Genomic DNA, 23,583 nt, shown 5'->3' with positions numbered 1-23,583 from the left:
ATTTTGCAAAATGAAAAATTCTTTTGAAGACATTTATCAAGTTGTTCGCCTCATTCCAGAAGGTAGAGTAACTTCCTATGGTGCAATTGCTGAATATTTAGGTTCCAAAGGTGGGGCAAGATTTGTGGGTTGGGCAATGAATGCTTGTCACGGAGACGAAAGTATTCCTGCTCATCGAGTAGTAAATCGGGCTGGGGTATTGACAGGGAAAGTGTTTTTTGGAGGTAATAAAATGCAGGAATTGCTTGAAAATGAAGGTGTTATTGTTGAAAATGATAAAATTAAAAACTTCAAAAATATTTACTGGATACCCAAAGATGAACTACTTTAAGAGAAGTAAGAATTCATGATTATGAGGACTCATTTGGTATCTTTATCCAAAAGTTATTGTCTCATATCTACTACCTCATACTTATACACTCACACGGCATGATATTTGTTAATTTTTAGTACACAGACTCAATTACCGCCATAGTAGAGTTTTAATAGCTAAGGATTCACAGAAATTTTATGCAAATGAACAAAAGACTTTTTCATGGCGGGATGATTAGTGCATTATGCCTTTTGGGCATTGCTCTTCTTGCATTTTCCTATCAAAAACTTAAAAGAATCGGACTTAGTGTCGAGTATGTTCCTGTGGCTACAGTTGGAGAAGAAGTTAGATTCTTATTCAACGCTGGAGATAACATTCAACGGATTAAAATTTTCTCGGATAAAGGAAGTTTAGGAACAATAAAAACCAGCCAAAATAAAGCTGAACTGAGTTTTGCATTTGGTTTTCCAAGTGTTAAAAAATTACGGTTTGTCGGCATTTCATCAACCAATGATACAGTAAGTGTTGCTTATGGTGAAATTGCCATTACAGGAAAATCATTAGGAAATGTAGTGGTTATTCAAAATCCACCTTACAATTCATCTGCTTCTACTGCGGGTAATCCTGATATATCAAAACCTTCAAATCCGTTACCTATTACCAATTTACGCTTTAATCCAACTCCTTCTGAAGACCCGTTTTTGGGTAGAAACCAAAATGTTTATGGAACAGCCATTGGACATCCAACACAAGATGAAGCACGGGCATTTTTATCTGACATTAAGCCTATTGCAATTGAGTTAGGTCAAAAATATCAAGTGCCAGCCAGTGTAATTATGGCAATGGCAGCTATGGAAAGTGGATATGGATTTAGCAGAAATGCGGTTTTTGCGAATAATTTTTTCGGAATAAAACAATGGTGGGGGAATGAATCAAACGCCTATCAGTTGAAAGGACAACCCGATGAATATGAAGGGAAAGTGCCAATTTTGAAAAAATCAGATGATGGACAAATTATATACGATGAAAGTCGTCGTCCCGATAATTGGTATCGTCGTTTTGGTTCAAGACGAGAATGTATAGAATTTTTAGTAGAAGAAGTTTTCATGCACAAAACAGGAGCTTGGAAGCGAGATTATAGCGATATAGCCAAATATTATCGTGGGCAAATTGCCTCAGGAGTAGAAAAATATTCAGCCGCATATACATTTATTTATTCAGTTGGCGAACGTGGATATACCCACAAAGGAGGTAAGTTTTATGCCGATAGAATTATGAAAGTAGTAGATAGATATGGATTGATAGAGAATGATTGAGATAAGTATGTTGTTAAATTGTACAATATAAAAGGACTGCATCGCTTTGATTGATGCAGTCCTTTTGTATTGATATACGATGAGTTAAATTTATATTTTAGGCTTCAATCGTGGAAGAATTTCCTTTCTTCCTTTTACTGAAAAATAACATTACTCCAAATAAACCTAAAGAAAATAAAGAAACGAGAATACCTTCTTTTTTATATGGAGGCGTAAATGTTAACTCAATTTTGTGATTGCCCTTATCCAAAACCAAACCAGTTAATCCCCATTGAACTCGCTGTAAGTCAGCATCTTTTCCATTAATTGTTGCGTGCCACCCTTTATCAAAAGGAATAGACAAATATAAAACCTTCTTTCTTGGTAAGTCAATTTCTCCTGTAATTTTCGTATTACTAAAAGAAGAAATTTGTAAGGTATCTGTGGTTAAATCTTTAATAGTCTGTTCAAACTCTCCGTTTGCAAATACTTGTGCTGTATCAATTTCTGCAGTTTTTGTTAATCCAGAAAGTTGGGGAATTAACTTTTTATCAATTACACAGGCTCTTAACATCGCTTTTGATGCGTAAAGGTTAGAATATTTTTTGCTTTCAAAATCTTCTTCAGTCATGTAATTGGAATAAGTAATTCCTAAAGGCAATGCAAAACGATTTTTTGACAATTTTACATCATTGAAGGTCTTTAAAGAATCATAGCCAAATGTATTGACTTCATTTGTTTTTGAAATGAAATACTTTACGCCTACCAAACTATGCCAAATAATATTGGCAGGATAGCCCGTACACCACCGAGAGGTAAGCTCATTATTTTTATCGACTACTTTCAGAGCAGTCATGAACCTGATATAATTTGGCTGATTGAAGGAGTGGTAAGATTTTATCCCATAAAAATTCTGAATTTTAGGGTCATTAATACTCTGATAGCGAGTTGGTCCAGACCCAAAACTCTTTTCTATTCTGTAAAAAGGAGATTTTTCTACTTGCTTCACATAAGCAACTGCTTCATTTGTATAGTCGTTGAAACCTGTCTTTTCGGATAATTCTTCCTTAGTTAATGCTTCCCTTTTTGAAATATTGATAGTTCGAGAGGCATTGATTGCCAAGTCAAAACAAATAACGATTAGTAAAGTAATTTGAGCGATATTTCTCAAGTTTCTAATGGATACCGCCCCAAGTAAACCGCTATTAACTATTAATAAGAGGATTACTAATGAGCGTATTCCTTTATTGATTAGGTCTTCAGCACTGAGCGGTAAAAACAGTATAACAGTCAATCCAACTATTGTGAGCAGTAAAGTAATCCAATTTATCTTATTCGTTTCTTCTATTTTACTGAGGGCTTTCATTCCTAAAGTAAGTAAAGTCATTCCTACAAAAAGGGAGTAGGTACGGTAATAATCTCCCGTAAATGCCCAAAATGCAAATCTAAAAAATGGAAGAATGACAGGAATAAAAATCAGCACTAAAAGTAAAGCATAAATGCGTGAACGATTTACGTCAACTTGGTGAAACAGTTGTGGTAAGCAAACTAAAGGGAATAGTCCAACATAAAACATGGGAGCTTCTAAATAATTGCTCCAACCTTTAAACTCCAGACCTGTTCCCAACATATCATTTGAGAATGTTCTGGTGATACAAGTTAATAGTTCTTTGCCATCAATTGCCCCCGAAAGACCTTTGTCTATTAATGCTCCTGCAAATGACTGTCCACCACTAACACGTGGACTATCAAGCATTTGGTCAAGTTCACCTAAGCCTAAAACTGCTCCTATACCAACGCCTAAAGTTCCTAAACCCAGCATCCAAAGTAGGGTAGTAAGTAAGTTTTTGCTAAGTTTTTCTTCAATAATTAAATGTCTAAAAACACAATAAGCCAAGATTAAAAAACTGAAAGGATACAAATTGAAAGGCATATCAATGGTCATCAATGCAATAGCTATTGGCACTAACCACCACGATTTTTTTTGAATGAATCTTTCTAAGGCTAACAAAAGAAGAGCGTTATTGAAAAGTTCAATTTCAAAACGGTTTACCCACGTAGATGATAATATTCCGTAGGCACAATAAGCATAACAAAGACCGCCAATTAAAGAAGAAAAAGGGCTTAATTTGAGCGTTTTTAGGTAAAAGTAGAAAACCGCACCCGCAACCATTACTTCAAACCAAGTGACCCATACAATGGTAAAGGGAATATTTTCTTTGCTAAAAAATGGAATTATCCAGAAAAATTGGTCGAAGAAAAAAGGGTATAAATTTAAGCCCATTCCTTGTTGAAATGACCAACTTGGCATTCCTTCGGTTCGCCAATAATCATGTAACCACACCAAAATGGTTTGGGTTAAATTGATAGAATCACTTCCAATATCTTTAAATTGATAAGCAGCTTTCCCGAGGAGGTAATCTTTAAAAATAAAGAAACCTGTTACGATTAATACTGCAATCAATAGAGCAAAAGGATATTTAGAAAAGACTGTACTTTTAATAACTTGCTCAGAGGTAGGTGAATTTGGATTCGTAGTTATTGGGTTTTGAGTAGCTTTTGGCTGACTACTGGGTTTATTTTTGGCCATTTTATTGAAAATTTATGGGAAAGAATTGCTGTAAATTTAGCCAAATTTATGCCAAAATATTATTCATTAGTTTTTAAATTCCCACCATTCTTTATTTCTAAAACTCCATTTAGGATTAAATTTTTAGTAAAGCTGGGTGACGATATATTTACAAGGTGTCCACTTTGTATAAGTGTTTGATTGGTAACTTTAGGAATTCTGCCACATTCCCAAGTTGTACTATCTTCCCATCTTCCTGACTGGATACTCTTCACTATACTATTTCGCTCCCCTTCTTTGTATAAATTCGTCATGTCAATATCAGTTAAAAGTCGTTTGTAAAAACGGAATTCGTCTAAATCACCATTTAACGGATACCAGCCAGACCAAGTGTCTCCGTACATTCCAAAATGTAAAGGCTTCGTATTAGCAATTCCCATATCTAAACTGATAGTTGCTGTTTTGATGAGTAAGCCATTTAGGTATATTTTCAGACGAGTCTTTGATAAGACAATCCCAACGTGTGTCCATTGTTGAAGAAAATCCCCATATTGTGTTGCTACTACTTGGAAGTTAGGTAAGCTGGAGTCGAATCTATTATTTCCCACATAAATGGCTAAACTATCTGCTTTTTTGATGACAGAACACCACAGCCCACTTCTATCATGACTTTTGGCAAATATGGGGTGAAAACCATTGTTTGAACTATAATTCCCATTGTTATCCATGCCCTCCCAATTATTGATTTTGAAAAAACCGCTAAATGAGAGCGTATCGTTAAATATTAATGAAGAACTATTGGGAATATCTGTTCTATCTCTATTAAAATATCCACGAAAGCGTAATGCTTTGTTGGCTTCACAGAAACGATTATTAGTCAAAATCGCACTATTGGCGATAGCGTTATTATTATTATTGCCACTTTGGTCGTTAGAATTACCATCGAAAGTATAATAAGCAACAAGCTTATCCGAAAGGTTACTTTGAGCATATATGGATGGTGTTAGTATAGAAAAAAGGATAAAGTATAGATATTTTTTCATCATAGTTTAATTTTGAGAGTCATGTAGTTACTAATTTTTTAATGTAATATAGAATTATTTTTTAAAACTTCAAATAAGCCTTGCCTCCCAATCCTCTCATTTGGCGAACGATAAAATTAGTCCGTCTTTGAACATACCCTGATGGATTGGCAACTGAAAAACGGTTTGGACTTGGCAACACAGCGGCAATTCGGGCGGCTTCGGTTCGGGTTAAACTTTTTGCTCCGTGTCCATAAAAACGTAAAGAAGTTGCTTCAACCCCAAATGTCATTTTGCCCATTTCTGCCACGTTGAGATATACTTCCAAAATGCGTTCTTTACCCCAAATTACTTCAATTAAAAAGGTGAAATATACTTCTAATACCTTTCTGATATAACTTCTTCCTTGCCACAAGAATACGTTTTTGGCTACTTGTTGTGAAATGGTACTTGCTCCTTTAATTTTTTTCCCTTTTAAATTATGACGAAATGCACCCCACATTGCCCCAAAGTCAAAGCCGTAATGTTGTGGAAAAAGTTGGTCTTCTGATGCTACAACTGCCAATGCTGCTTCTTTGGAAATATTGTCGTAAGATTCCCAATCTGAATGAATTTCAGAATCTTTTCCTTCAGCAATAGCCGTAATTTTGCGGTCAATCATCGTTGGAGTAATCCAAATGGGTACAAATTTTAAAAGTACCACCGTAACCAATGAAACGCCAATTCCGTAAAGAATATACTTAAATAACTTGTTGATGATGAATCTGACAATAGGCTGACGTTCACGAAAAGCACTAAAACGTTGCCAAGCATTGAGTTTTGTTGGTTGGTTTTGTGGTTGTTCTTCAGGAAATGGAGTTTTGAACGTATTTTTTGCCATAATTTTATTAGTGATTTTGTGATGCGGCGAATAGAGTTTGACCGATTTTGGAAGGTATTATTTCAAACTACAAAAATACGATTCTTTTTGTAGGTAGGCAATCTAAAAACAGGAAAGTTCGTGTTTTACATGAATAAATCAGAAGCTATTCTGTCGGCAAATAATTTTCCTTTGGATGTAAGCAATAAAGTGTCGTTTTCAATCAAGATGAAATTATCAGATAATTGATTTTGAATGATTTTTTTGTTCAATTCTATGAAGTTTGAGTCTGACAACTGATTGATTTTCTGAATATTACAACCCCATTTGGTACGTAAGCCTGTTAATAAATATTCGTTTACTTTATCTTCCAAACTTAAAATTTCAATTTCTGAAGGAACAGAATTTTGTTGTAAGGCTTTGATATATTGTGTGTTATTTGGCACATTATATTGGCGGCTTACATGGTTAAAACTATGTGCCGAAGGACCAATTCCCAGATATTCTTCTTGTTTCCAATAACTTGTATTATGGCGTGAGTATTGGTTATTTCGAGCAAAATTGGAAATTTCGTACTGCTCAAAACCGCTTTGTGCTAAATAAGTTACTAAAATATCAAATTGTGTAGCGGCATAATCATCGTCAATCGTTTGTATTTTTCCTTGTTTTAACCATTTGCCAAAAACCGTTTGTGGTTCAATTGTAAGGCAATAGGCAGATATATGATTGGTATTTAGAGCAGTAGCTTTTTCTAAATCGGTATATAAAATGTCATCTCTTTCAGCAGGAATGGCATAAATTAAATCAATGCTAATGTTGTGAATACCAGTGTCTTGAGATAATTTTACGCAAGTTTCGGCCTCTTCCGAACTGTGAATTCTATTGAGACTTTTTAAGTGTGGTTCATGAAAAGACTGAATACCAATACTAAGTCGATTGATATTGTATTTTTTGAATAATTGAAGTTTCTCTTTCGTTAAATCATCAGGATTGGCTTCAAGCGTAATTTCAACGTCTGGACGCAGTGTAAAATAGGTTGAAATAGTCTCAAAAATCAACGCAAAATCTTCATCTTCCAATAACGAAGGTGTGCCACCGCCAAAGTAAATAGTTTCTAAATTTTTGTCTTTCAAATAATCCTTTTGCAAAGCAATTTCCTGACAAAGTGCTTTTACAATATCGTTCTTAGCTTTCAAAGAAGTGCTAAAATGAAAATCACAATAATGACAAGCCTGTCGGCAAAAAGGGATATGGAGGTATAAGTGCATTGGGGTAACACAGACTTTAGTCTGTAATCTTTATTTTGTACAGTCTAAAGTCTGTAATTTTCTTTTTTGTACAGTCTAAAGTCTGTAATTTTCTTTTTTGTACAGACTAAAGTCTGTGTTACGTTACTCTGGCAAAAACGTCAAATAACTCAAGTCATTTTCCTGAAACATTTCATTGGCTAAATCTTGTAATTGTGGGGCAGTTACGGCTTTGATTTGTACAAAAAGTTCTTCTAAGCCATCAATTCTATTCATATCCAACAAACTTTTTGCCATCATCAACATAAAACTCATGTTACCTTCTTCCGACATTGCCATTTGTCCCATCAATTGTTCCTTTGTATTGTGCAATTGAGTTTTGGTTAATTGAATGTCTCTTAGCTTTTGTAATTCTTTTAAAATCAATGAATTAACTTTGTTTAGTCGCTTCGGTTCTGTGGCATAAGAAACGCTCCAATAACCCGTGTCAATGAATGGCGTATAACCTGCATCAATGGCATAAACCAAGCCGTTACGTTCTCGGACGGCTAAATTCAAGCGTGAATTCATGCCAAAACCTCCTAATAAGTTTACCAACATAAAAAATGGCAAACGGTTTTTATCAGAAAGACAATAAGATGGTCGTCCGATGGTTACATGAGCTTGCGAAATACTACGGGTAACATTTTGATTTTGAGGGATATAACCCATCGGGGCAATTCTAATTAAATCAGAGCTTTTAGCAGGAATATCTTTAAAGAATTTTTCGGCTAATTGTAAAACCTTCTTAAAAGGCAGATTTCCAATGGAAGAAAAAATAACTCTTTCTGTATCAAGATTTTCAGCAATAAAAGCTAATAAATCTTGTCGAGTAAAGTTTGAAACACTCTCTTGATTACCAAGCGTGTTTTTACCTAACTGGTGATTGGCAAATAAAATTTCGTCAAAATCATCTTGGATGGCATCTTCGGGCGAGTCGTAATACATTGCCATTTCTTCCAAAATTACGCCACGCTCACGCTCAACCTGTTTTTCGGGAAAGATTGAATTAAACGTAATATCTGATAAAAGTTCTAATGCACGCTCGTAATGCGGCGTAAGCACAGAAGCATGGAAACAGACTTTTTCCTTGGTTGTATAGGCGTTTAATTCTCCTCCGACAATCTCTAAACGGTTGATAATCTGTAAAGAAGAACGTTTTTGAGTGCCTTTAAAAGCCATGTGTTCCCAAAAGTGAGCAAGTCCTTGTTGGTGAGCTTTTTCGTCTCGACTCCCCATGTCGAGCATAATTCCAATATGAGAAATAGTAGTATGCGTAACCTGACGGTGTACGATTCTAATTCCATTAGGCAGGGTATGATGATTGATTGATTCCATTAAAATTTTAGCACGACTCCACAATTCGTAGAAGACATAAGTACAAAAATAACTAATTTTATACTTGAAAGATTCATTAATGAGGTTTCACACTTAAATCTTCATTAATAAATGAACATTTTATGAAAAAAATCTATCTATTTAGCGGACTTGGTGCAGATTATAGGGTGTTGCAAGATTTAGATTTTTCTGGATATGAAGTGACTTTTATTGAATGGATAAAACCTTTTGAAAATGAGTCAATTGAAGATTACGCACTACGTTTAATTGCTCAAATCAAAGTAGAAAAACCAATTCTTATTGGACTTTCATTTGGCGGAATAATGGCTTTAGAAGTTGGTAAATTGATTCAAACAGAACAAATAATTTTAATAGCATCAGTCAAAACGAAACATGAAATCCCATTTTATTATCGCTTAGCAGGGATTTTGAAGTTGAATAAATTGTTGCCAATTAATCTTTTGAAACAGCCTAATTTTATCAGTGATTGGTTTTTTGGAGTAAAATCTAAGAAAGATAAAGATTTATTAGCTTGTATATTGCATGATACAAATGCAGATTTCTTAAAATGGGCAATTGATAAAATCGTAAATTGGCAAAATGTCTCAATTCCTCCAAATATCAAACATATTCACGGTACATCAGACAGAATTTTACCGTATAAATTTGTTTCAGCAGATGTCACTATCTTTAGTGGAGGTCACTTTATGACAACCAATCGTGCCGAAGAATTGACGTTGAAAATTAGAGAATTATTATCAAATTAGTGCGGATATTCTTGTCCGTAAAACACAGAATGAAAATAGGTTTTGATGCCAAGCGGGCATTCCATAATAATACAGGCTTAGGAAATTATAGTCGATTTATCATTGAGGCATTGTTAAAATATGCTCCTCAGCATGAATATTTGGCTTATACGCCCAAATTAGGAGTTAGAGATTTAGGATTAGGGATTAAATCCGTTGTGCCTAAAAATAAGATATTTTGGCGTACTTGGTTGATTAAGAATGATTTAGTACGAGATAAAGTAAATATTTATCACGGTTTGAGTAACGAATTACCCTTTGGGAAAATGCCTTCTGGTATCAAAACAGTAGTGACTATTCACGATTTAATTTTTGAAAGATACCCCAGATTATATCCATTTTTTGATACGTTAATCTACAAAATCAAGTTCCGACAAGCCTGCAAAAAAGCGGATGTTATCGTGGCGGTTAGCGAGCAAACCAAAGAAGATATTGTTGAATTTTACGGTACAAATCCCGATAAAATTAAGGTCATTTATCAAGATTGCGACGAGGCTTTTCAAATAAAGCAAAGTCCCGAAACGATTAAAAATGTTACTGAAAAATACGGAATTAGGAAGAAATATATTTTGTCAGTAGGGTCAATTATTGAACGAAAAAATCAATTTTGTTTGGTAGAAGCGTTCCAAAAATTGAATTTGAGTAATTATCAATTGATTTTGGTAGGAAGTAAATCGAAATACCAAACCCAAATTGAAGATTACATTGAAAAGTATGATATTCAGAATGTTAAGATTTTAAACAAAGTCCCTTTTCAAGATTTGCCCGTTCTTTATCAAGGTTCTTCGCTCTTTGTTTATCCTTCGTTTTTTGAAGGTTTTGGCATTCCTATCGTGGAGGCTTTACATTCGGGTGTACCTGTTATTGGTGCAACAGGTTCGTGTCTGGAAGAAGCAGGTGGCGACGGTGCGTTATATGCCGACCCCGCAAATTCTACCGATTTAGCCAATAAAATTTTACAAGTATTAGCCAATAAAGATTTGCAGAAACAACTTATTGAAGCAGGACAAAAACACGTTCAGCAGTTTTCCGCAAAAAACATTGCCCAACAGTTAAACGAATTATATCAATCATTGTAACACAGACTTCAGTCTGTAAAAATAAATATACAGACTGAAGTCTGTGTTACTAAATACTATCATGGATTTTTTACCAAAAAATATTGAAGAATATTCAGACAAACACACTTCACCAGAAAGTGAATTATTAGCCAAATTAAACCGTGAGACTCACGTAAAAATATTGCAAGCCAGAATGTTATCGGGGCATATTCAAGGGCGTGTTTTATCTATGTTTTCAAACATGATGCGTCCAGAAAATATCTTGGAAATTGGAACTTATACGGGATATTCGGCTCATTGTTTGGCGGAAGGTTTGACCGAAAATGGTAAAATTATCACCATTGATGTCAATGAAGAATTAGAAGAATTTACCCGAAAATTCTTCAATGAATCACCTTTAGCGGATAAAATTGATTATCGTATTGGTGATGCAGGTGTGATAATTCCGACCCTTACGGAAACATTCGATATGGTTTTTATTGATGCCGATAAAATGAATTATCAAAAATACTATGATTTGGTTTTTGATAAAGTAAGAATTGGTGGTTATATCATTTCGGATAATGTGCTTTGGAGTGGTAAAGTGGCTGATATTCAAGAAGGTAAGAAGATTGATAAGGATACGCAAAACTTATTGAACTTCAATAAAATGTGTCACGATGACCCAAGAACTGAAAATTTATTAATGCCAATACGAGACGGTTTAATGATTTCGAGAAGACTATTTTAGGGTTATAGAAAGGAATGGTTGAGAGCCATTCCTTTATTGTTAATATACAATTCAGAAAATTGGCACGGCATTTGTGAAGGCATCATTGTAGGTATGTAAAGGCTCAATTATTTCTGAATCCATCCTTGTCATTCTGCAATCACATAATCCATATCAGTAAAATGAAAAATCCGCCAATGATTCATCTTACTGTGCTACTGTTTTTCTTTGCTTCTTTTTGCTCAGTAGCCCAGTCTTATCCCGTGCCAGAAACCGTAGAGTTTGCTGGTGTCAGTATCAATATTTCTAAAGATGCTCAGGGAATTATTCAAAACGATATCAAAACTCTTCTTGGCAATAAAACGTATCTAAATGCTAAATTAGACCGTGTTGCTCTATATTTTCCAATCATCGAAACCATGTTGGCAGATGAAGGTATTCCAGAAGATTTCAAATATTTGGCAGTTCAAGAGTCTGGACTTTTACCAGATGCTGTCTCAAAATCAAATGCAGTAGGTTTTTGGCAATTCAAAAAAGAAACGGCTATGGAGTTTGGGCTAAGAGTTGACGACCAAATCGACGAGCGTAAAAATATTCATGCTTCTACAAGAGCCGCTTGTTTGTACCTAAAACGGAATAATTTGGTTTTGAACAACTGGATTTCATCTCTCAATTCTTACCGTACAGGTTTGAGTAATGTCTATAAATTCATTGCGAAAGAATGGTACGGCTCAAAAGAAATTTCGGTAACTGCTAAAGCTGATTTTTATGTATTACGTGCCATCGCTCACAAATTAGTGCTTGAAAAAGAAATTGCAAAATACAAACCGTCAGACATTACTTTCTTTGAATATACTTTTAATGCAGGGAAGGCTATCCCATTCATTGCTAAAGAGTTAGTGGTTTCTGAAGATGATATTTGGAAGTATAACCGTTGGATGAGTGGTACCACTGTACCCGAAGATAAACCTTATACAATGTTGATTGCGTTATCAGAAGATGAAATTGCTCCGATGAAAGAAAAGGTTTTAACGATGAATGGAAAAGCGGATATTTTTACGGAAGATTTAGGTTTTCCTGTTTTGACCAGAATTACAGCTAAAACAAAAAATAAAAATGTGCCTATCTTTTACAATATCAATAATAAAGCTGGCATTCAAGCACAAGTAGGTGACGACGTAGAATCAATCTGTGTAAGAGCTGATTTTGATGTTGAAGATTTTATCAAGTTTAATGATTTGGCAGATGGATTAGACACGAAAATTGTTCCAAACGAAATTTATTATTTAGAGAAAAAAGGGAAGAAAGCTCCAGTTCCATTTCATACTGTGACGAATGCTACTGAACAAAATCTTTGGAAAGTATCGCAAATGTATGGAATATGTTTGGCTAAGTTATTGAAATACAATCGTTTGGATGCTCCGCAGCGATTAGTAGATGGCAGAGTGTTATGGTTGTCAAAAACTCGCCCGTCAAATAGTCCTGTGGAAGTTATTACTTTGCCGAGTAAACCAAATATTAGAGAAATTGCCAAAAACACAGAAGTAGTAGCATCCAAAAATGTTTCATCACAAAAAGAAGGCGAAGGAGTAAAAGTGGTTGATTTGACTTTAACGGAGGTAAATGACCTAAAAACTACTCCAGCGAAAGAAGAAGTAGTCGTTCAAACAACTGAAAATGAAGAATTTAAGCCAAATATTCCCGTACAAATTCACCAAGTAACCAATTATACACATACTGTAACAAGTGGTGAAAATTTTTACAGTATTGCTCGTAAATATAATATTTCAGTAAGTGATGTTTGGGCTTGGAATAAAATGAATAAAGATGTTAAGTTAGGAATTGGAAAGAAATTAATCATAAAATTTGGACATTATTACGAGCCATCCTCTGGAACTTTGGCTCATGGAAATAAATAGTAAGATTTACATTACGGAGTTAAATAGAAAGCCTCTCGAAGATATTTTCGAGAGGCTTTTTTATATTGAACCTGTTTAAATTTCAATTCAGGTAATTACAGAAACGATTTAAGAGTTATGAGCTTGATTGACAATTACTTGTGGCGTTTATGCTCGGGCTATCTACCCTTTGACGAAGAATAAAATTAGACTACTAATTGTACTGATTGTACTGATTGAACAGATTTATACAGAAAAATTAAAATCCTCATAACGGAGTTATGGGGATTAATCTGTTTTATCTGTGGTCTAATTTTGTCTTGCGACAAATAGTAGATTCCGTTTACAATCGTGTTTTATTTTGTCTTATTACTTAGAATTTGAAAATTAGATGCCGTACAAATTATAGCTGAACAGCACTTATTTCTTAATCACAATTTTCTGACCTACACTTACTGAAAAATTCTTGATATTGTTCCATTTCACAACTTCATCAACCGTAACACCATATATCTGAGAAACTCTAAAAACGGTTTCTCCTGCCTTTAAAATATGGTATTTATAATTATTATTCTGATTCGTATCAGCCGTTGTGGAAGTTAATTCTCCAGTATAATTGGGTTTTACATTGCCACCCAAAATCTTTAATTCTTGTCCAATTTCTACGGTATTATCAGATAATGTATTCCAATTTTTGATACTTTCTACACTCACGCCATAAATTTTTGAAACACGATAAATCGTTTCTCCTGCCTGAATGGTATGGATAATTTTATAATTTGGTTTTGTGTTGGTTGCAGGAGCAAATGGTTTATTAACCGCAGTAGGAACTGGCGAATTAACGGTTGTTGGGATATTATTTACTGGCGGAGTTGCCACTGTTGGACTTGGATGGTTTGACGCTACTTCAATGTTTTCAGCAGGAGAAGTTACCACTTCACGCACAATAGTCGTTGTTGTATTTTCTGTTGTAGCAATCGGTTTATTGTCAGTAGGATAGGTATAAGTAGTAGTTGTTTTAGTTTCAGTTCTGGTTGCTCCTGTAATGGGAGTAGAACTTGGCTGAAATACTTTTATAGCTTGCCCAATTCTCAAGGCACTACCAGAATACATATCATTTAAACTATACAATTCATCTACCGACATATTGTAAAGCCTGGAAATACTAAAGAAGGTTTGTTTTGGCTCAACGATATGGCTTTTGATAATTTTATTAGATTTTCCAACCGTTGATGTTGGATTATAAACTACAGGAGGAGGCGTAGAAATACTTGGAGACGACGGTTTGGTGGTCACAGTAGTATTGTTTACCTGTGTATTTGTATTATCAATTGGTTTGGGGGTAACTGTTGTTGGGTTAACAGGTTTTGAAGGAGTAGCCACAACAGAAATGTTGGGTTCATTTTTTGTTTCTATAATAGTAACGTCTGACTGATTATTTTGCGAAACAGTAGGCTTTTTAGTTACAGGTTGTGTAGTTGGTTGTTTTTTGGGTTCACTAACGACTGGTTTTTCATTAATAATGGTAACTGATTTTTCCTCTGGTGTTTGTACGTACTCAACACTTTGCCCTTCTGGACGAGTCTCTATTAACCATAATAAACGCCCTTTTTGTAGTCTTTGAATTTGGGTAATACGGTTTTTTGCCATTAAATCCTCCAATTGCACACCATACATTTGAGATATTTTCCACAGCGTTTCATAACCTTCTACGGTATGATACGCCACCACTGCACGACGGTCTTTTCTTTTCAAATAATATACTTCATTCGGAATAATTCTATCATTATCATCAAGGTCATTGAATTTCAAGAAACGTTTTAAGTTAATTCCTGCACGTTCGGCAAGACTTTCTGGCGTATCTCCCTGACGAGCTAAAATACCTTTTTTGCCATTTATTTCGTAAAAAATAGGTTCATCTTTTACAGGTGAATTCGTTAATTTAACCAATACAGGAAAGCCTAAATCTTTATTAACGGCAACTTGGTCTTCAGAGAATTTTTGCTGGTCATTTTTTATCTTTAAATCTAAAAATTGCTGACTATTTACTGGAAGATAAACAATATAATCTTTATCGTCTGGAACGGTTGTTGATTTTAACCAAGTATTATTGACGATAACATCCGACAAGGGTACATCCAATTCTTGAGCAATATCCGTCAAATTTTTCCCTCTACTATTGGTATATTCAAAAATATAATTGCTTGAAACCTGATTTTTAGATTGTTTATACTGTTTTTCCAAGAAATGACGATGTGCCAAAAAACGAAGTACATACCAATCAGTAGAAGCATTGACGGAGACTTCATTTTTATAAGCCCAGTCAATAGCACTCATTCTACGTACAGCTCCAAGTCCTAAACGATAAGAAAGTAACGTAGAAACCCAGTTTTTCAGAATTAAATTATTTCTTGAAAGATACACCGCCGCACCTTTGGTAGCTGCTGCAATGTGTTTACGTTCGTCTATAACACCATCAACTCGCATACCCACTTCTTGAGCGGTTTCACGCTTAAATTGCCAATAACCAATAGCATTTGAGGTAGAAATGGCTTCTGGATTAAAAGCACTTTCTTGAACACATAAATATTTGAATTCGTCGGGAACGCCTTCTTCTGCCAATATTTTTTCAATAATGGGAAAGTATAAGTTCATTTTTGCGACTAATGAACTTAAATATTTTTGATTAGTATTTAGATTATCGATTTCTCGTTCAATGATAGCTTTTGCATCTGACTCAATCTTCACATTGACAGAACCCACAAAAAGGCTGCGTGGAAGGTCTTGTGCCATTGTCCAGACACAAGGAAGAAAAGCCAATATTAACAGCGAAAGACGCTTTTTCATAAATAAGGAATATTTTATGGGTGATAGTTATTCTATTTTCAATAAAAATAAAATAGCATCTTTATCTAAATCATTGGCGGTTTATTAGATAGGTTAATACAAAAATAAATAAAAAAAAGCAAAATATTCATTCGTAAAAACTTTGCCCGAACCGTAACTTTTAAAACTTAGTCAATAAAAATGCCAAGTCGTTTAAAAGTACCAGATTTAGCGTAATTTTGTGAGATTATTTATTGCAATAGTCAGGTGATAAGCTTGAGATAATGAAATTAGTGAAGTAATATATAGACTCAAAAAGACTTTAATTTATTGCTTACTACATAAACATTTTAAAATGATACTGATAGAAAATACCGTCATTAGTGATGATATAGCTGAAAAATTTTTCGTTTGTGACCTCCTCAAATGTAAAGGTGCTTGTTGTGTTGAAGGTGATTTAGGAGCTCCTCTCAATGATGATGAATTGCCCATCATGGAGCAAATTTATGAAACTGTAAAGCCGTATCTCTCAGAAATTGGCATACAAGCCATTGAAAAAGAAGGAGTTTACGTAAAAGATTGGGAAGGAGACTATTCAACACCCGTGATTGAAGGACGTGAATGTGCCTATGCCATTTATGACGAAAGAAATATCTTGAAATGTGGTATCGAACAAGCTTATCTTGACGGGAAAATATCATGGAAAAAACCAATTTCGTGCCATCTTTATCCTATCAGAATTACAAAATATGAACATTACGAAGCCCTAAATTATGACCGCTGGCATATCTGTTCAGACGCTTGTACACATGGAGAAAATTTGGGCGTAGAAGTTTATAAATTTCTAAAAGAGCCACTTATTAGAAAATATGGAGAAGCTTGGTATCAAGAATTATTACAAGAAATTAAAGATAGAGAGGAGGAGTAAAACCTCAAACAAATATTAAATTATGACAAAATCATTCAAAAGAACCACCGTAACGGCAGCTTTAATTTATGCCAACGGGCCTATTCATATCGGACACATTGCGGGTTGTTATCTTCCTGCCGACATATACGTGCGTTATTTGCGTGCCACTGGTCAAGACGTTAAATTCATTTCTGGAACTGACGAACATGGTGTGCCAATTACCATTAAAGCTAAAAAAGAAGGTGTAACTCCTCAAGAAGTAGTCGATAAATATTACGGAATTATCAAAGATTCATTTGAAGAATTTGGGATTTCATTTGATATTTACTCAAGAACTTCTAATCAAGTTCACCACGAAATGTCGCAAGATATTTTCAAGAGAATTTACGAGAAAGGTCAATTTTCTGAAGAAACTACTGAACAATATTATGACGAAAAAGCAAAGACTTTCTTGGCTGACCGTTATATCATTGGTACTTGTCCGAAATGCGGAAACGAAAGTGCTTACGGTGACCAGTGTGAACGTTGTGGTTCAACCCTTTCACCAACTGAACTAATCAATCCACGTTCTGCTTTGAGTGGCGAACCACCGATTATGAAGGCTACCAAAAACTGGTATTTGCCTTTGGACGCTATGCAACCAATGCTCGAAAAATACATTGAAAGTCATCCAGAATGGAAGCCAAATGTATTAGGACAAGTAAAATCTTGGTTAAATGATGGCTTGAAACCTCGTGCTATGACTCGTGATTTGGATTGGGGCATTAAAGTGCCACTGCCCGATACCGAAGGAAAAGTAATGTATGTTTGGTTTGACGCACCGATTGGGTATATCTCAATGACCAAAGAATTGACCGACCAATGGGAATTGTATTGGAAAGATCCAGAATCTCGTTTGGTTAATTTCATCGGAAAAGATAACATCGTTTTTCACTGTTTGATTTTCCCTGCGATGTGTATGGCAGATGGTAGATTTATCGTTGCGGACAACGTTCCTGCCAATGAATTTATGAATTTGGAAGGCGATAAAATTTCAACTTCACGAAATTGGGCGGTTTGGTTGCATGAATATCTCCGTGAGTTTGAAGGGAAACAAGATATTTTGCGTTACGTTCTGGCAGCTTCTGCTCCAGAAACGAAAGATTCGGATTTTACTTGGGCTGATTTCCAGACTCGTAACAATTCAGAATTAGTAAATATTTTCGGAAATTTCGTTAATCGTGCGGTTGTTCTTACCGAAAAAGGTTTTGAAAGTAAAGTGCCTGTTTTGGGTGCTTTGGAAGAAATTGACACTAATGTACTCAATGAATTAGCCGCATATCCTCAACAAATTGCGGAGGCAATTGAGCATTATAAATTCCGTGAAGCTCTTACTTTGATGATGGAAGTGGCACGTTTGGGGAATAAATATTTGGCAGAAACTGAACCTTGGAAAGTTGCCGACCCACTCAGAAAAGGTACAATTTTGAATATAGCTTTACAAATTTCGGCAAATTTAGCTATTCTTTGTGAGCCATTTATGCCATTTACTGCTCAGAAATTGAAAGAAATGTTTGGGCTTTCAAACGTGAATTGGTCAAATGCTGGTAATGGTAAATTATTAGCCGAAGGTCAGCCAATCAAGAATTTGGGACATTTATTTACCCAAATTGACAATAGCGTAGTAGCTGCACAAGTTCAAAAATTAGAAGATGCCAAACGCCAAAATCTTTTAGCAGGAAAAGAAGTTACAGCCATTAAAGAAGAAATTCAGTATGACGATTTCTCTAAAATGGATATTCGTATTGGAACAATTGTGGCTGCCGAAAAAGTAGCGAAAAGTAAGAAATTACTGAAATTGACGATTAATGATGGCTTGAAAGAAAGAACCATTTTGAGCGGTATTGGCGAGCATTTTCAAGCAGAAAATATTGTTGGTAAGCAAGTTACCTTTTTAGCAAACCTTGCTCCACGTCCAATGATGGGAATGGTATCGGAAGGAATGGTTTTAATGGCAGAAGACAAAGATGGTTCGTTAAGCTTTATTCAACCTGATAAACAAGTTTGGAATGGTGCCATTGTTGCTTAAAAATATTTATACAATATTTTGAATGAAATCCCCAATAGACACATCGTTTGTTGGGGATTTTTTTTGATGTATAGGTTTAAATTTGACTTTTTTCGATAAAAAGTATCATTATTTGATATTTGTTTAAATCCATTCTAAATAAATCATCGTATTTATTTGTATAGATTCTAAATAGGGTATAGTTTTGTGTATTATTTAGAAATAATCCAAATAAATATAGAATGAAGAAGTTTGACAAAAATGTCTGTTTGCTGTCGTTGATGATGGTAGTTGGTTTTAATAATATATCAAATGCTCAGAATTTAACAACTGTTCAAGAAGAACCATCGAAAGCTGTTATTGCCATCAATGATGATAACAAGCAAGGTGGAACAGTTAAAGGGAAAATTACATCAAAAGATGGAGAAGGTTTACAATTTGTAAACGTGAGCCTTAAAGATACAAAATTTGGTGCTACTTCAAATGAAGATGGCGAATACCAAATAAAGAACTTAAAATCGGGTAATTATATCTTGGTTATTAAGTTTGTAGGAATGAAGACTCAAGAGAAATCTATTGAAATTGTAGGAGATAATGTAATCACTGCGGATTTCCAATTGCTTGAATCTACCAATGAACTTTCAGAAGTGACCGTTTCTGGTGTACAGTCAGCCAATGAAAAAACTGTTAATATTGGTAAAGTGGCTATTAAACCAATGGATTTGCCTCAAGCCGTAGCAACAATTGACCGTACTGTTTTGGAACGTCAACAAGTTTTACGTTTGAGCGATGCCTTAATGAATGCCAACGGTATTTATATTATGGGTAATACAGGTGGTTATCAAGAAGAAATCGCTGGTCGTGGATTCTCGTTTAGTAGTTCTAATACTTTTAAAAATGGTGCAAGATATTTTAATGGTACAATGCCTGAGATGTCATCAATAGAGAAAGTAGAAATTATGAAAGGAAGTTCTGCTATTTTATTCGGAAACGTAGCAGCAGGAGGTATTTTAAACTTGGTTACTAAAAAGCCAAAATTTGAATCAGGTGGTTCTGTTTCTATGAGAGTAGGTTCTTATGATTTTTATAAACCATCAGTTGATGTGTATGGTTCAGTATTAGGAAGTAAAAAAGTGGCTTATCGTATCAATGGAACTTACGAAAAAGGAAATAGTTTCAGAGAAGATGTCAATTCTGAAAGAGTTTATGTAAACCCTTCATTATTATTCAAATTGAGCGATAAAACAGAAATTACCTTAGAAGGTGATTATATGAAAGACCGTAGAACGGCAGATTTTGGAATTGGAGCTATCAATTATACCATTACTGACCTTCCTCGTGAACGTTTTATTGGAACGAAATGGTCATATTATGACATTAAACAGAAATCTGCTAACATAACTATCTCTCATCAATTAAATAATGCTTGGAAAGTAACTGCAACGGGTGCTTATAGAGATTACGCCAGTGAATTATTAGCCAATGTTCGTCCAACAACGATTGCCACTTCTGGGAAATGGGTAAGAAATATTCAACGTTCACAAGTTGAAGAAAAATATTTGATGGGTCAAGTTGATTTAACAGGACAATTTAAAACTGGAAATATCAATCATAACGTATTAGTAGGAACAGATTTTGATAGCTATGATACCAAAACGTCAGCTTATACCAACTTAGTAAAATATGACTCTATCAATATTTATCAACCTAATTTGTATGTAGCTCGTACGGATATTCCTACTTTGGCAGCCAGCACCGTTACTACTGCTCCAGTTTATAGATTCGGAGCTTATGTTCAAGACTTAGTTAGTTTAAGTGATAAATTTAAGTTTTTGGCAGGTGTAAGATACAGTTATCAAGAAACAGGTAGTAATGTATTGACATTATCAACTAACAAAACAGTATCTACAAAGTATTTTGATGGAGCATTTACACCACGTTTTGGCTTAGTTTATCAGCCTACCAAAAAAATGTCAGTATTCAGTAGTTATTCAAACTCATTCACATTGAATACAGGCGTTGACGTATCTGGAAATGCTTTGCCACCATCATTTATCAATCAGTATGAAGTTGGTATGAAAAACGAATTATTGAATGGTTTACTTTCTGCAAACATTACTGCTTACCAAATTGTGAATAGTAACTTAGCTCAAACCAGTTTAGCTAATGGAAATACAAACACTAATATTAGAGAATTAGCAGGCGAAGTAACAAGTAAAGGAATTGAGGTTGATTTGAAAAGTAAGCCATTTTTAGGTTTTTCATTAATGGCAGGATATAGCTACAATGAAACTCGCTATACAAAAAGTAATATCTATATCATCAATAGTTTATTGAGATATAATCCAAATCATACAGCTAATGCAAGTGTTTATTATACTTTCTCAGGTACAAAATTGAAAGGCTTGAATCTTGGTTTAACAGCCATGTATTTTGGAGAAAGAGTGGCAGGACGTTCTACTCGATTGACAGTTGCAAACGATGTATATAAATTAATACCAGTGAATGCTTATACACAGATTGATTTAAGTGCAGGATATAATTTCTCTAAATTCTCAGTTCGTGGTAAAGTTTCTAACTTATTAAATGAGATGAGCTATAATGTTCACGATGATAATTCAGTGAATCCAATTGCCCCAAGAATGGCTTCTTTGACAGTAGCGTTTAAATGGTAAAATATTAATAAATAGATAATACAGATTTTAAAAAATTGCAGTAATAATGGAGACGTTATTGCTGCAACTTTTTTTGTTTTTTTGCATAAATAACTAAAAATAAAATAAGGACAGGAGAAACCCCCGCCCTTATCTGTTTAACCTCTAAACCTATTTAACTATGAAAATTGATACAAATATATACTTTTTCAGCATTAACTTACTGTTAAGAGTAAGGATTTTTACTCTATTATTTGACGAATAAGCCTTTTTGAGTGATGAAAAATGAAAATTGATGTACATACAGATAAATTGATAATTCAGACACCACATCAATTTTGTAAAAACAGTCTAAGAATCTCTACGAAGGACTGTCGCTGATGCTTGTGCAACAGGAAATAACGTCATATCTGCAACAACAACGTGTGCTGGACGAGTTACGGCAAATGTAATACTTTCAGCTACATCCTGAGGTGTTAATGGAATGAACCCCTTATAAACGGCTTCTGCTCTTTTGTCGTCACCTTTAAAACGAACTAATGAGAATTCGGTTTCAACAGCTCCAGGAGCTACATTGGTTACCTTAATTCCATGAGGGTTTAAGTCTAAACGCATTCCTTCTGAAATTGCCTCTACCGCCGCTTTTGATGCACAATAAACATTACCATTTGGATAAGTTACTTTTCCTGCAATTGAACTAATATTGACAATATGTCCTTTTTGTCGAGCAATCATCCACGGCATTATGGTTTTTGAAACGTAAAGAAGTCCTTTCACATTTCCATCTATCATGGCATCCCAATCATCAGGATTACCATCTTGAATTGGATTTAGGCCATGAGCATTTCCTGCATTGTTTACCAAAATATCAATAGCTTGCAATTCTTCAGGTAATGTATGTAATGCTTTTTCGACTTCTTCTCGTTTCCGAACATCGAATGTTAAAATATTTACTTTTACTTTTTCAGAGAGGGCTTCTTGAATTTCGTAAAGACGGTCTAAACGTCTTCCGCAAAGGATAAGGTTAATTCCTAAATTAGCAAAAGCTTCAGCAGTAGCTTTTCCAATTCCAGAAGAAGCTCCCGTAATAAGGGCAAGTTTTGACATAATTTTATTGATATTTTTGTAATCTGAATGAACAGTTACTTGTAAACGTTCTATATAAAATAATGTTTAAAGACAAGCTTAATGAACTTAGGTTTTAGAAAAGCACTTTCCTAAAACCTATTTCAACGGAGAGAAATCGGCAGGAGCAAAATATTCAGACTTTACCGAAATCGTTAATCCAGTACCAGCTTTCTCTTCTGAAGCCTTTTTAACAGCTTGCCATTCTGGACTCTCACCAAAAGCTTTAAACGATGCCAAACCAGATTCTTTGCTCTTATGAGTTAGGAAATAAACCAATAAATCCTCTGAACCTTGCTCTTTATCGGTAGGAGTCCAATAAATGATATTAGTCATACCAAATTTTTCAAAGATTTTTAGGGTATGGTTTCTAAAACGCTCTAAAAGGTTGGGTAAAAGATTTGGTTTTGTTTTATAAGTTCTTAATTCAAAAACTCTATCACCGACAGATTTCATATCATTGGGTGAGAAATCAGTTGTTTTTAGAAAAATGCTCTCTACTTTGGCAACAATTTCACCGTTGATTGCAGAGTTTTTCATTACAGCAACCCAATCTTTATCTTTCATAAACTCTTTCCATGATTTATCTCTTGCCTCACGTGAAGGGTAGGATAGAAGATATACTAATTTGTTCTCTTTATTTTCTCCCAAAGGCAACCAAAAGCCTTCTAAACGCATATTGTAAGTATAAAAAAACTTCAACGTATGTTGTTGAAAACGATTCATCAGGTCTTGCATTTTTCCTTCTGAAGCATAATACGTTCGTAGTTCATACAAACGATTATTCGCATCTGATTGAGCCTGAATACTAAAACAGGTAATAACTAAAAAGAGGAAAAGGAATAATTGCTTTTTCATATTAAAT

Annotated in this window: 17 protein-coding genes; 9 read left to right on the top strand and 8 right to left on the bottom strand. The window is 34.6% G+C overall.

Annotated features, from left to right (window positions below; all coding sequences use genetic code 11):
- Positions 1 to 10: 10 nt before the first annotated feature.
- Both VB796_RS03660 and VB796_RS03655 read left to right on the top strand, forming a co-directional pair.
- Positions 11 to 331, top strand: coding sequence for an MGMT family protein (locus VB796_RS03660; RefSeq protein ID WP_323345154.1), 321 nt, complete (start codon positions 11 to 13; stop codon positions 329 to 331).
- Between the two features lie 185 nt (positions 332 to 516).
- Positions 517 to 1,629, top strand: coding sequence for a glucosaminidase domain-containing protein (locus tag VB796_RS03655; RefSeq protein ID WP_323345153.1), 1,113 nt, complete (start codon positions 517 to 519; stop codon positions 1,627 to 1,629).
- A 97-nt stretch (positions 1,630 to 1,726) separates the two neighbouring features.
- Here VB796_RS03655 and VB796_RS03650 read toward each other — a convergent pair whose 3' ends face one another.
- The 5 genes from VB796_RS03650 to VB796_RS03630 all read right to left on the bottom strand — a co-directional run bounded on the left by VB796_RS03650 (position 1,727) and on the right by VB796_RS03630 (position 8,682).
- Positions 1,727 to 4,198 (bottom strand): YfhO family protein, encoded by a 2,472-nt coding sequence (locus VB796_RS03650; protein WP_323345152.1) that lies wholly within the window; start codon positions 4,196 to 4,198, stop codon positions 1,727 to 1,729.
- A 59-nt stretch (positions 4,199 to 4,257) separates the two neighbouring features.
- On the bottom strand, positions 4,258 to 5,220 hold the full coding sequence (locus VB796_RS03645) for a LamG domain-containing protein (protein WP_323345151.1): 963 nt from the start codon (positions 5,218 to 5,220) through the stop codon (positions 4,258 to 4,260).
- A 61-nt stretch (positions 5,221 to 5,281) separates the two neighbouring features.
- Positions 5,282 to 6,079, bottom strand: a complete 798-nt coding sequence (gene mtgA / locus VB796_RS03640) for a monofunctional biosynthetic peptidoglycan transglycosylase (RefSeq protein ID WP_323345150.1) — start codon at positions 6,077 to 6,079, stop codon at positions 5,282 to 5,284.
- A 125-nt stretch (positions 6,080 to 6,204) separates the two neighbouring features.
- Positions 6,205 to 7,326 (bottom strand): radical SAM family heme chaperone HemW, encoded by a 1,122-nt coding sequence (gene hemW, locus VB796_RS03635; RefSeq protein ID WP_323345149.1) that lies wholly within the window; start codon positions 7,324 to 7,326, stop codon positions 6,205 to 6,207.
- A 123-nt stretch (positions 7,327 to 7,449) separates the two neighbouring features.
- Positions 7,450 to 8,682, bottom strand: coding sequence for a pitrilysin family protein (locus tag VB796_RS03630; protein ID WP_323345148.1), 1,233 nt, complete (start codon positions 8,680 to 8,682; stop codon positions 7,450 to 7,452).
- A 122-nt stretch (positions 8,683 to 8,804) separates the two neighbouring features.
- Between VB796_RS03630 and VB796_RS03625 the strand changes: the two genes are divergently transcribed.
- The 4 genes from VB796_RS03625 to VB796_RS03610 all read left to right on the top strand — a co-directional run bounded on the left by VB796_RS03625 (position 8,805) and on the right by VB796_RS03610 (position 13,177).
- A complete protein-coding gene (locus tag VB796_RS03625) occupies positions 8,805 to 9,449 on the top strand; it encodes an alpha/beta hydrolase (protein ID WP_323345147.1) in 645 nt (214 codons plus the stop codon).
- Between the two features lie 29 nt (positions 9,450 to 9,478).
- Positions 9,479 to 10,567, top strand: coding sequence for a glycosyltransferase family 1 protein (locus tag VB796_RS03620; RefSeq protein ID WP_323345146.1), 1,089 nt, complete (start codon positions 9,479 to 9,481; stop codon positions 10,565 to 10,567).
- 61 nt (positions 10,568 to 10,628) lie between these two features.
- On the top strand, positions 10,629 to 11,279 hold the full coding sequence (locus tag VB796_RS03615; RefSeq protein WP_323345145.1) for an O-methyltransferase: 651 nt from the start codon (positions 10,629 to 10,631) through the stop codon (positions 11,277 to 11,279).
- Between the two features lie 161 nt (positions 11,280 to 11,440).
- Positions 11,441 to 13,177: a LysM peptidoglycan-binding domain-containing protein gene (locus tag VB796_RS03610; RefSeq protein ID WP_323345144.1), complete on the top strand. Its 1,737-nt coding sequence runs from the start codon at positions 11,441 to 11,443 to the stop codon at positions 13,175 to 13,177.
- A gap of 399 nt (positions 13,178 to 13,576) precedes the next feature.
- On the opposite strand, the gene VB796_RS03605 is transcribed toward VB796_RS03610, so the two are convergent.
- Positions 13,577 to 16,003 (bottom strand): LysM peptidoglycan-binding domain-containing protein, encoded by a 2,427-nt coding sequence (locus tag VB796_RS03605; RefSeq protein ID WP_323345143.1) that lies wholly within the window; start codon positions 16,001 to 16,003, stop codon positions 13,577 to 13,579.
- Positions 16,004 to 16,337: 334 nt separating this feature from the next.
- Between VB796_RS03605 and VB796_RS03600 the strand changes: the two genes are divergently transcribed.
- From VB796_RS03600 to VB796_RS03590, 3 genes are all read left to right on the top strand, one after another.
- Positions 16,338 to 16,910, top strand: coding sequence for a DUF3109 family protein (locus VB796_RS03600; RefSeq protein WP_323345142.1), 573 nt, complete (start codon positions 16,338 to 16,340; stop codon positions 16,908 to 16,910).
- A 22-nt stretch (positions 16,911 to 16,932) separates the two neighbouring features.
- Complete coding sequence (gene metG / locus VB796_RS03595) at positions 16,933 to 18,960, top strand: methionine--tRNA ligase (RefSeq protein ID WP_323345141.1); 2,028 nt, start codon at positions 16,933 to 16,935, stop codon at positions 18,958 to 18,960.
- Positions 18,961 to 19,181: 221 nt separating this feature from the next.
- Positions 19,182 to 21,614 carry a TonB-dependent receptor gene (locus VB796_RS03590; protein ID WP_323345140.1) on the top strand — a complete coding sequence of 811 codons (2,433 nt, stop codon included), beginning with the start codon at positions 19,182 to 19,184 and terminating at the stop codon, positions 21,612 to 21,614.
- 330 nt (positions 21,615 to 21,944) lie between these two features.
- Here VB796_RS03590 and VB796_RS03585 read toward each other — a convergent pair whose 3' ends face one another.
- On the bottom strand, positions 21,945 to 22,700 hold the full coding sequence (locus tag VB796_RS03585) for an SDR family NAD(P)-dependent oxidoreductase (protein ID WP_323345139.1): 756 nt from the start codon (positions 22,698 to 22,700) through the stop codon (positions 21,945 to 21,947).
- Between the two features lie 117 nt (positions 22,701 to 22,817).
- Positions 22,818 to 23,576, bottom strand: a complete 759-nt coding sequence (locus VB796_RS03580; RefSeq protein WP_323345138.1) for an NIPSNAP family protein — start codon at positions 23,574 to 23,576, stop codon at positions 22,818 to 22,820.
- Positions 23,577 to 23,583 lie beyond the last annotated feature (7 nt).

The organism is Arcicella sp. LKC2W (assembly GCF_034931005.1).
Taxonomy (GTDB): domain Bacteria; phylum Bacteroidota; class Bacteroidia; order Cytophagales; family Spirosomataceae; genus Arcicella.
The sequence above is the reverse complement of the archived record's forward strand: the minus strand, read 5'-3'. Positions and strand labels throughout refer to the sequence as shown.

What these genes read in the sequence shown, in the direction of transcription:
- VB796_RS03660 (WP_323345154.1), top strand. Translation starts at nt 11, where the DNA reads ATGAAAAATTCTTTTGAAGACATTTATCAAGTTGTTCGCCTCATTCCA.
- VB796_RS03655 (WP_323345153.1), top strand. Translation starts at nt 517, where the DNA reads ATGAACAAAAGACTTTTTCATGGCGGGATGATTAGTGCATTATGCCTT.
- VB796_RS03650 (WP_323345152.1), bottom strand. Translation starts at nt 4,198, where the DNA reads ATGGCCAAAAATAAACCCAGTAGTCAGCCAAAAGCTACTCAAAACCCA.
- VB796_RS03645 (WP_323345151.1), bottom strand. Translation starts at nt 5,220, where the DNA reads ATGAAAAAATATCTATACTTTATCCTTTTTTCTATACTAACACCATCC.
- mtgA (WP_323345150.1), bottom strand. Translation starts at nt 6,079, where the DNA reads ATGGCAAAAAATACGTTCAAAACTCCATTTCCTGAAGAACAACCACAA.
- hemW (WP_323345149.1), bottom strand. Translation starts at nt 7,326, where the DNA reads ATGCACTTATACCTCCATATCCCTTTTTGCCGACAGGCTTGTCATTAT.
- VB796_RS03630 (WP_323345148.1), bottom strand. Translation starts at nt 8,682, where the DNA reads ATGGAATCAATCAATCATCATACCCTGCCTAATGGAATTAGAATCGTA.
- VB796_RS03625 (WP_323345147.1), top strand. Translation starts at nt 8,805, where the DNA reads ATGAAAAAAATCTATCTATTTAGCGGACTTGGTGCAGATTATAGGGTG.
- VB796_RS03620 (WP_323345146.1), top strand. Translation starts at nt 9,479, where the DNA reads ATGAAAATAGGTTTTGATGCCAAGCGGGCATTCCATAATAATACAGGC.
- VB796_RS03615 (WP_323345145.1), top strand. Translation starts at nt 10,629, where the DNA reads ATGGATTTTTTACCAAAAAATATTGAAGAATATTCAGACAAACACACT.
- VB796_RS03610 (WP_323345144.1), top strand. Translation starts at nt 11,441, where the DNA reads ATGAAAAATCCGCCAATGATTCATCTTACTGTGCTACTGTTTTTCTTT.
- VB796_RS03605 (WP_323345143.1), bottom strand. Translation starts at nt 16,003, where the DNA reads ATGAAAAAGCGTCTTTCGCTGTTAATATTGGCTTTTCTTCCTTGTGTC.
- VB796_RS03600 (WP_323345142.1), top strand. Translation starts at nt 16,338, where the DNA reads ATGATACTGATAGAAAATACCGTCATTAGTGATGATATAGCTGAAAAA.
- metG (WP_323345141.1), top strand. Translation starts at nt 16,933, where the DNA reads ATGACAAAATCATTCAAAAGAACCACCGTAACGGCAGCTTTAATTTAT.
- VB796_RS03590 (WP_323345140.1), top strand. Translation starts at nt 19,182, where the DNA reads ATGAAGAAGTTTGACAAAAATGTCTGTTTGCTGTCGTTGATGATGGTA.
- VB796_RS03585 (WP_323345139.1), bottom strand. Translation starts at nt 22,700, where the DNA reads ATGTCAAAACTTGCCCTTATTACGGGAGCTTCTTCTGGAATTGGAAAA.
- VB796_RS03580 (WP_323345138.1), bottom strand. Translation starts at nt 23,576, where the DNA reads ATGAAAAAGCAATTATTCCTTTTCCTCTTTTTAGTTATTACCTGTTTT.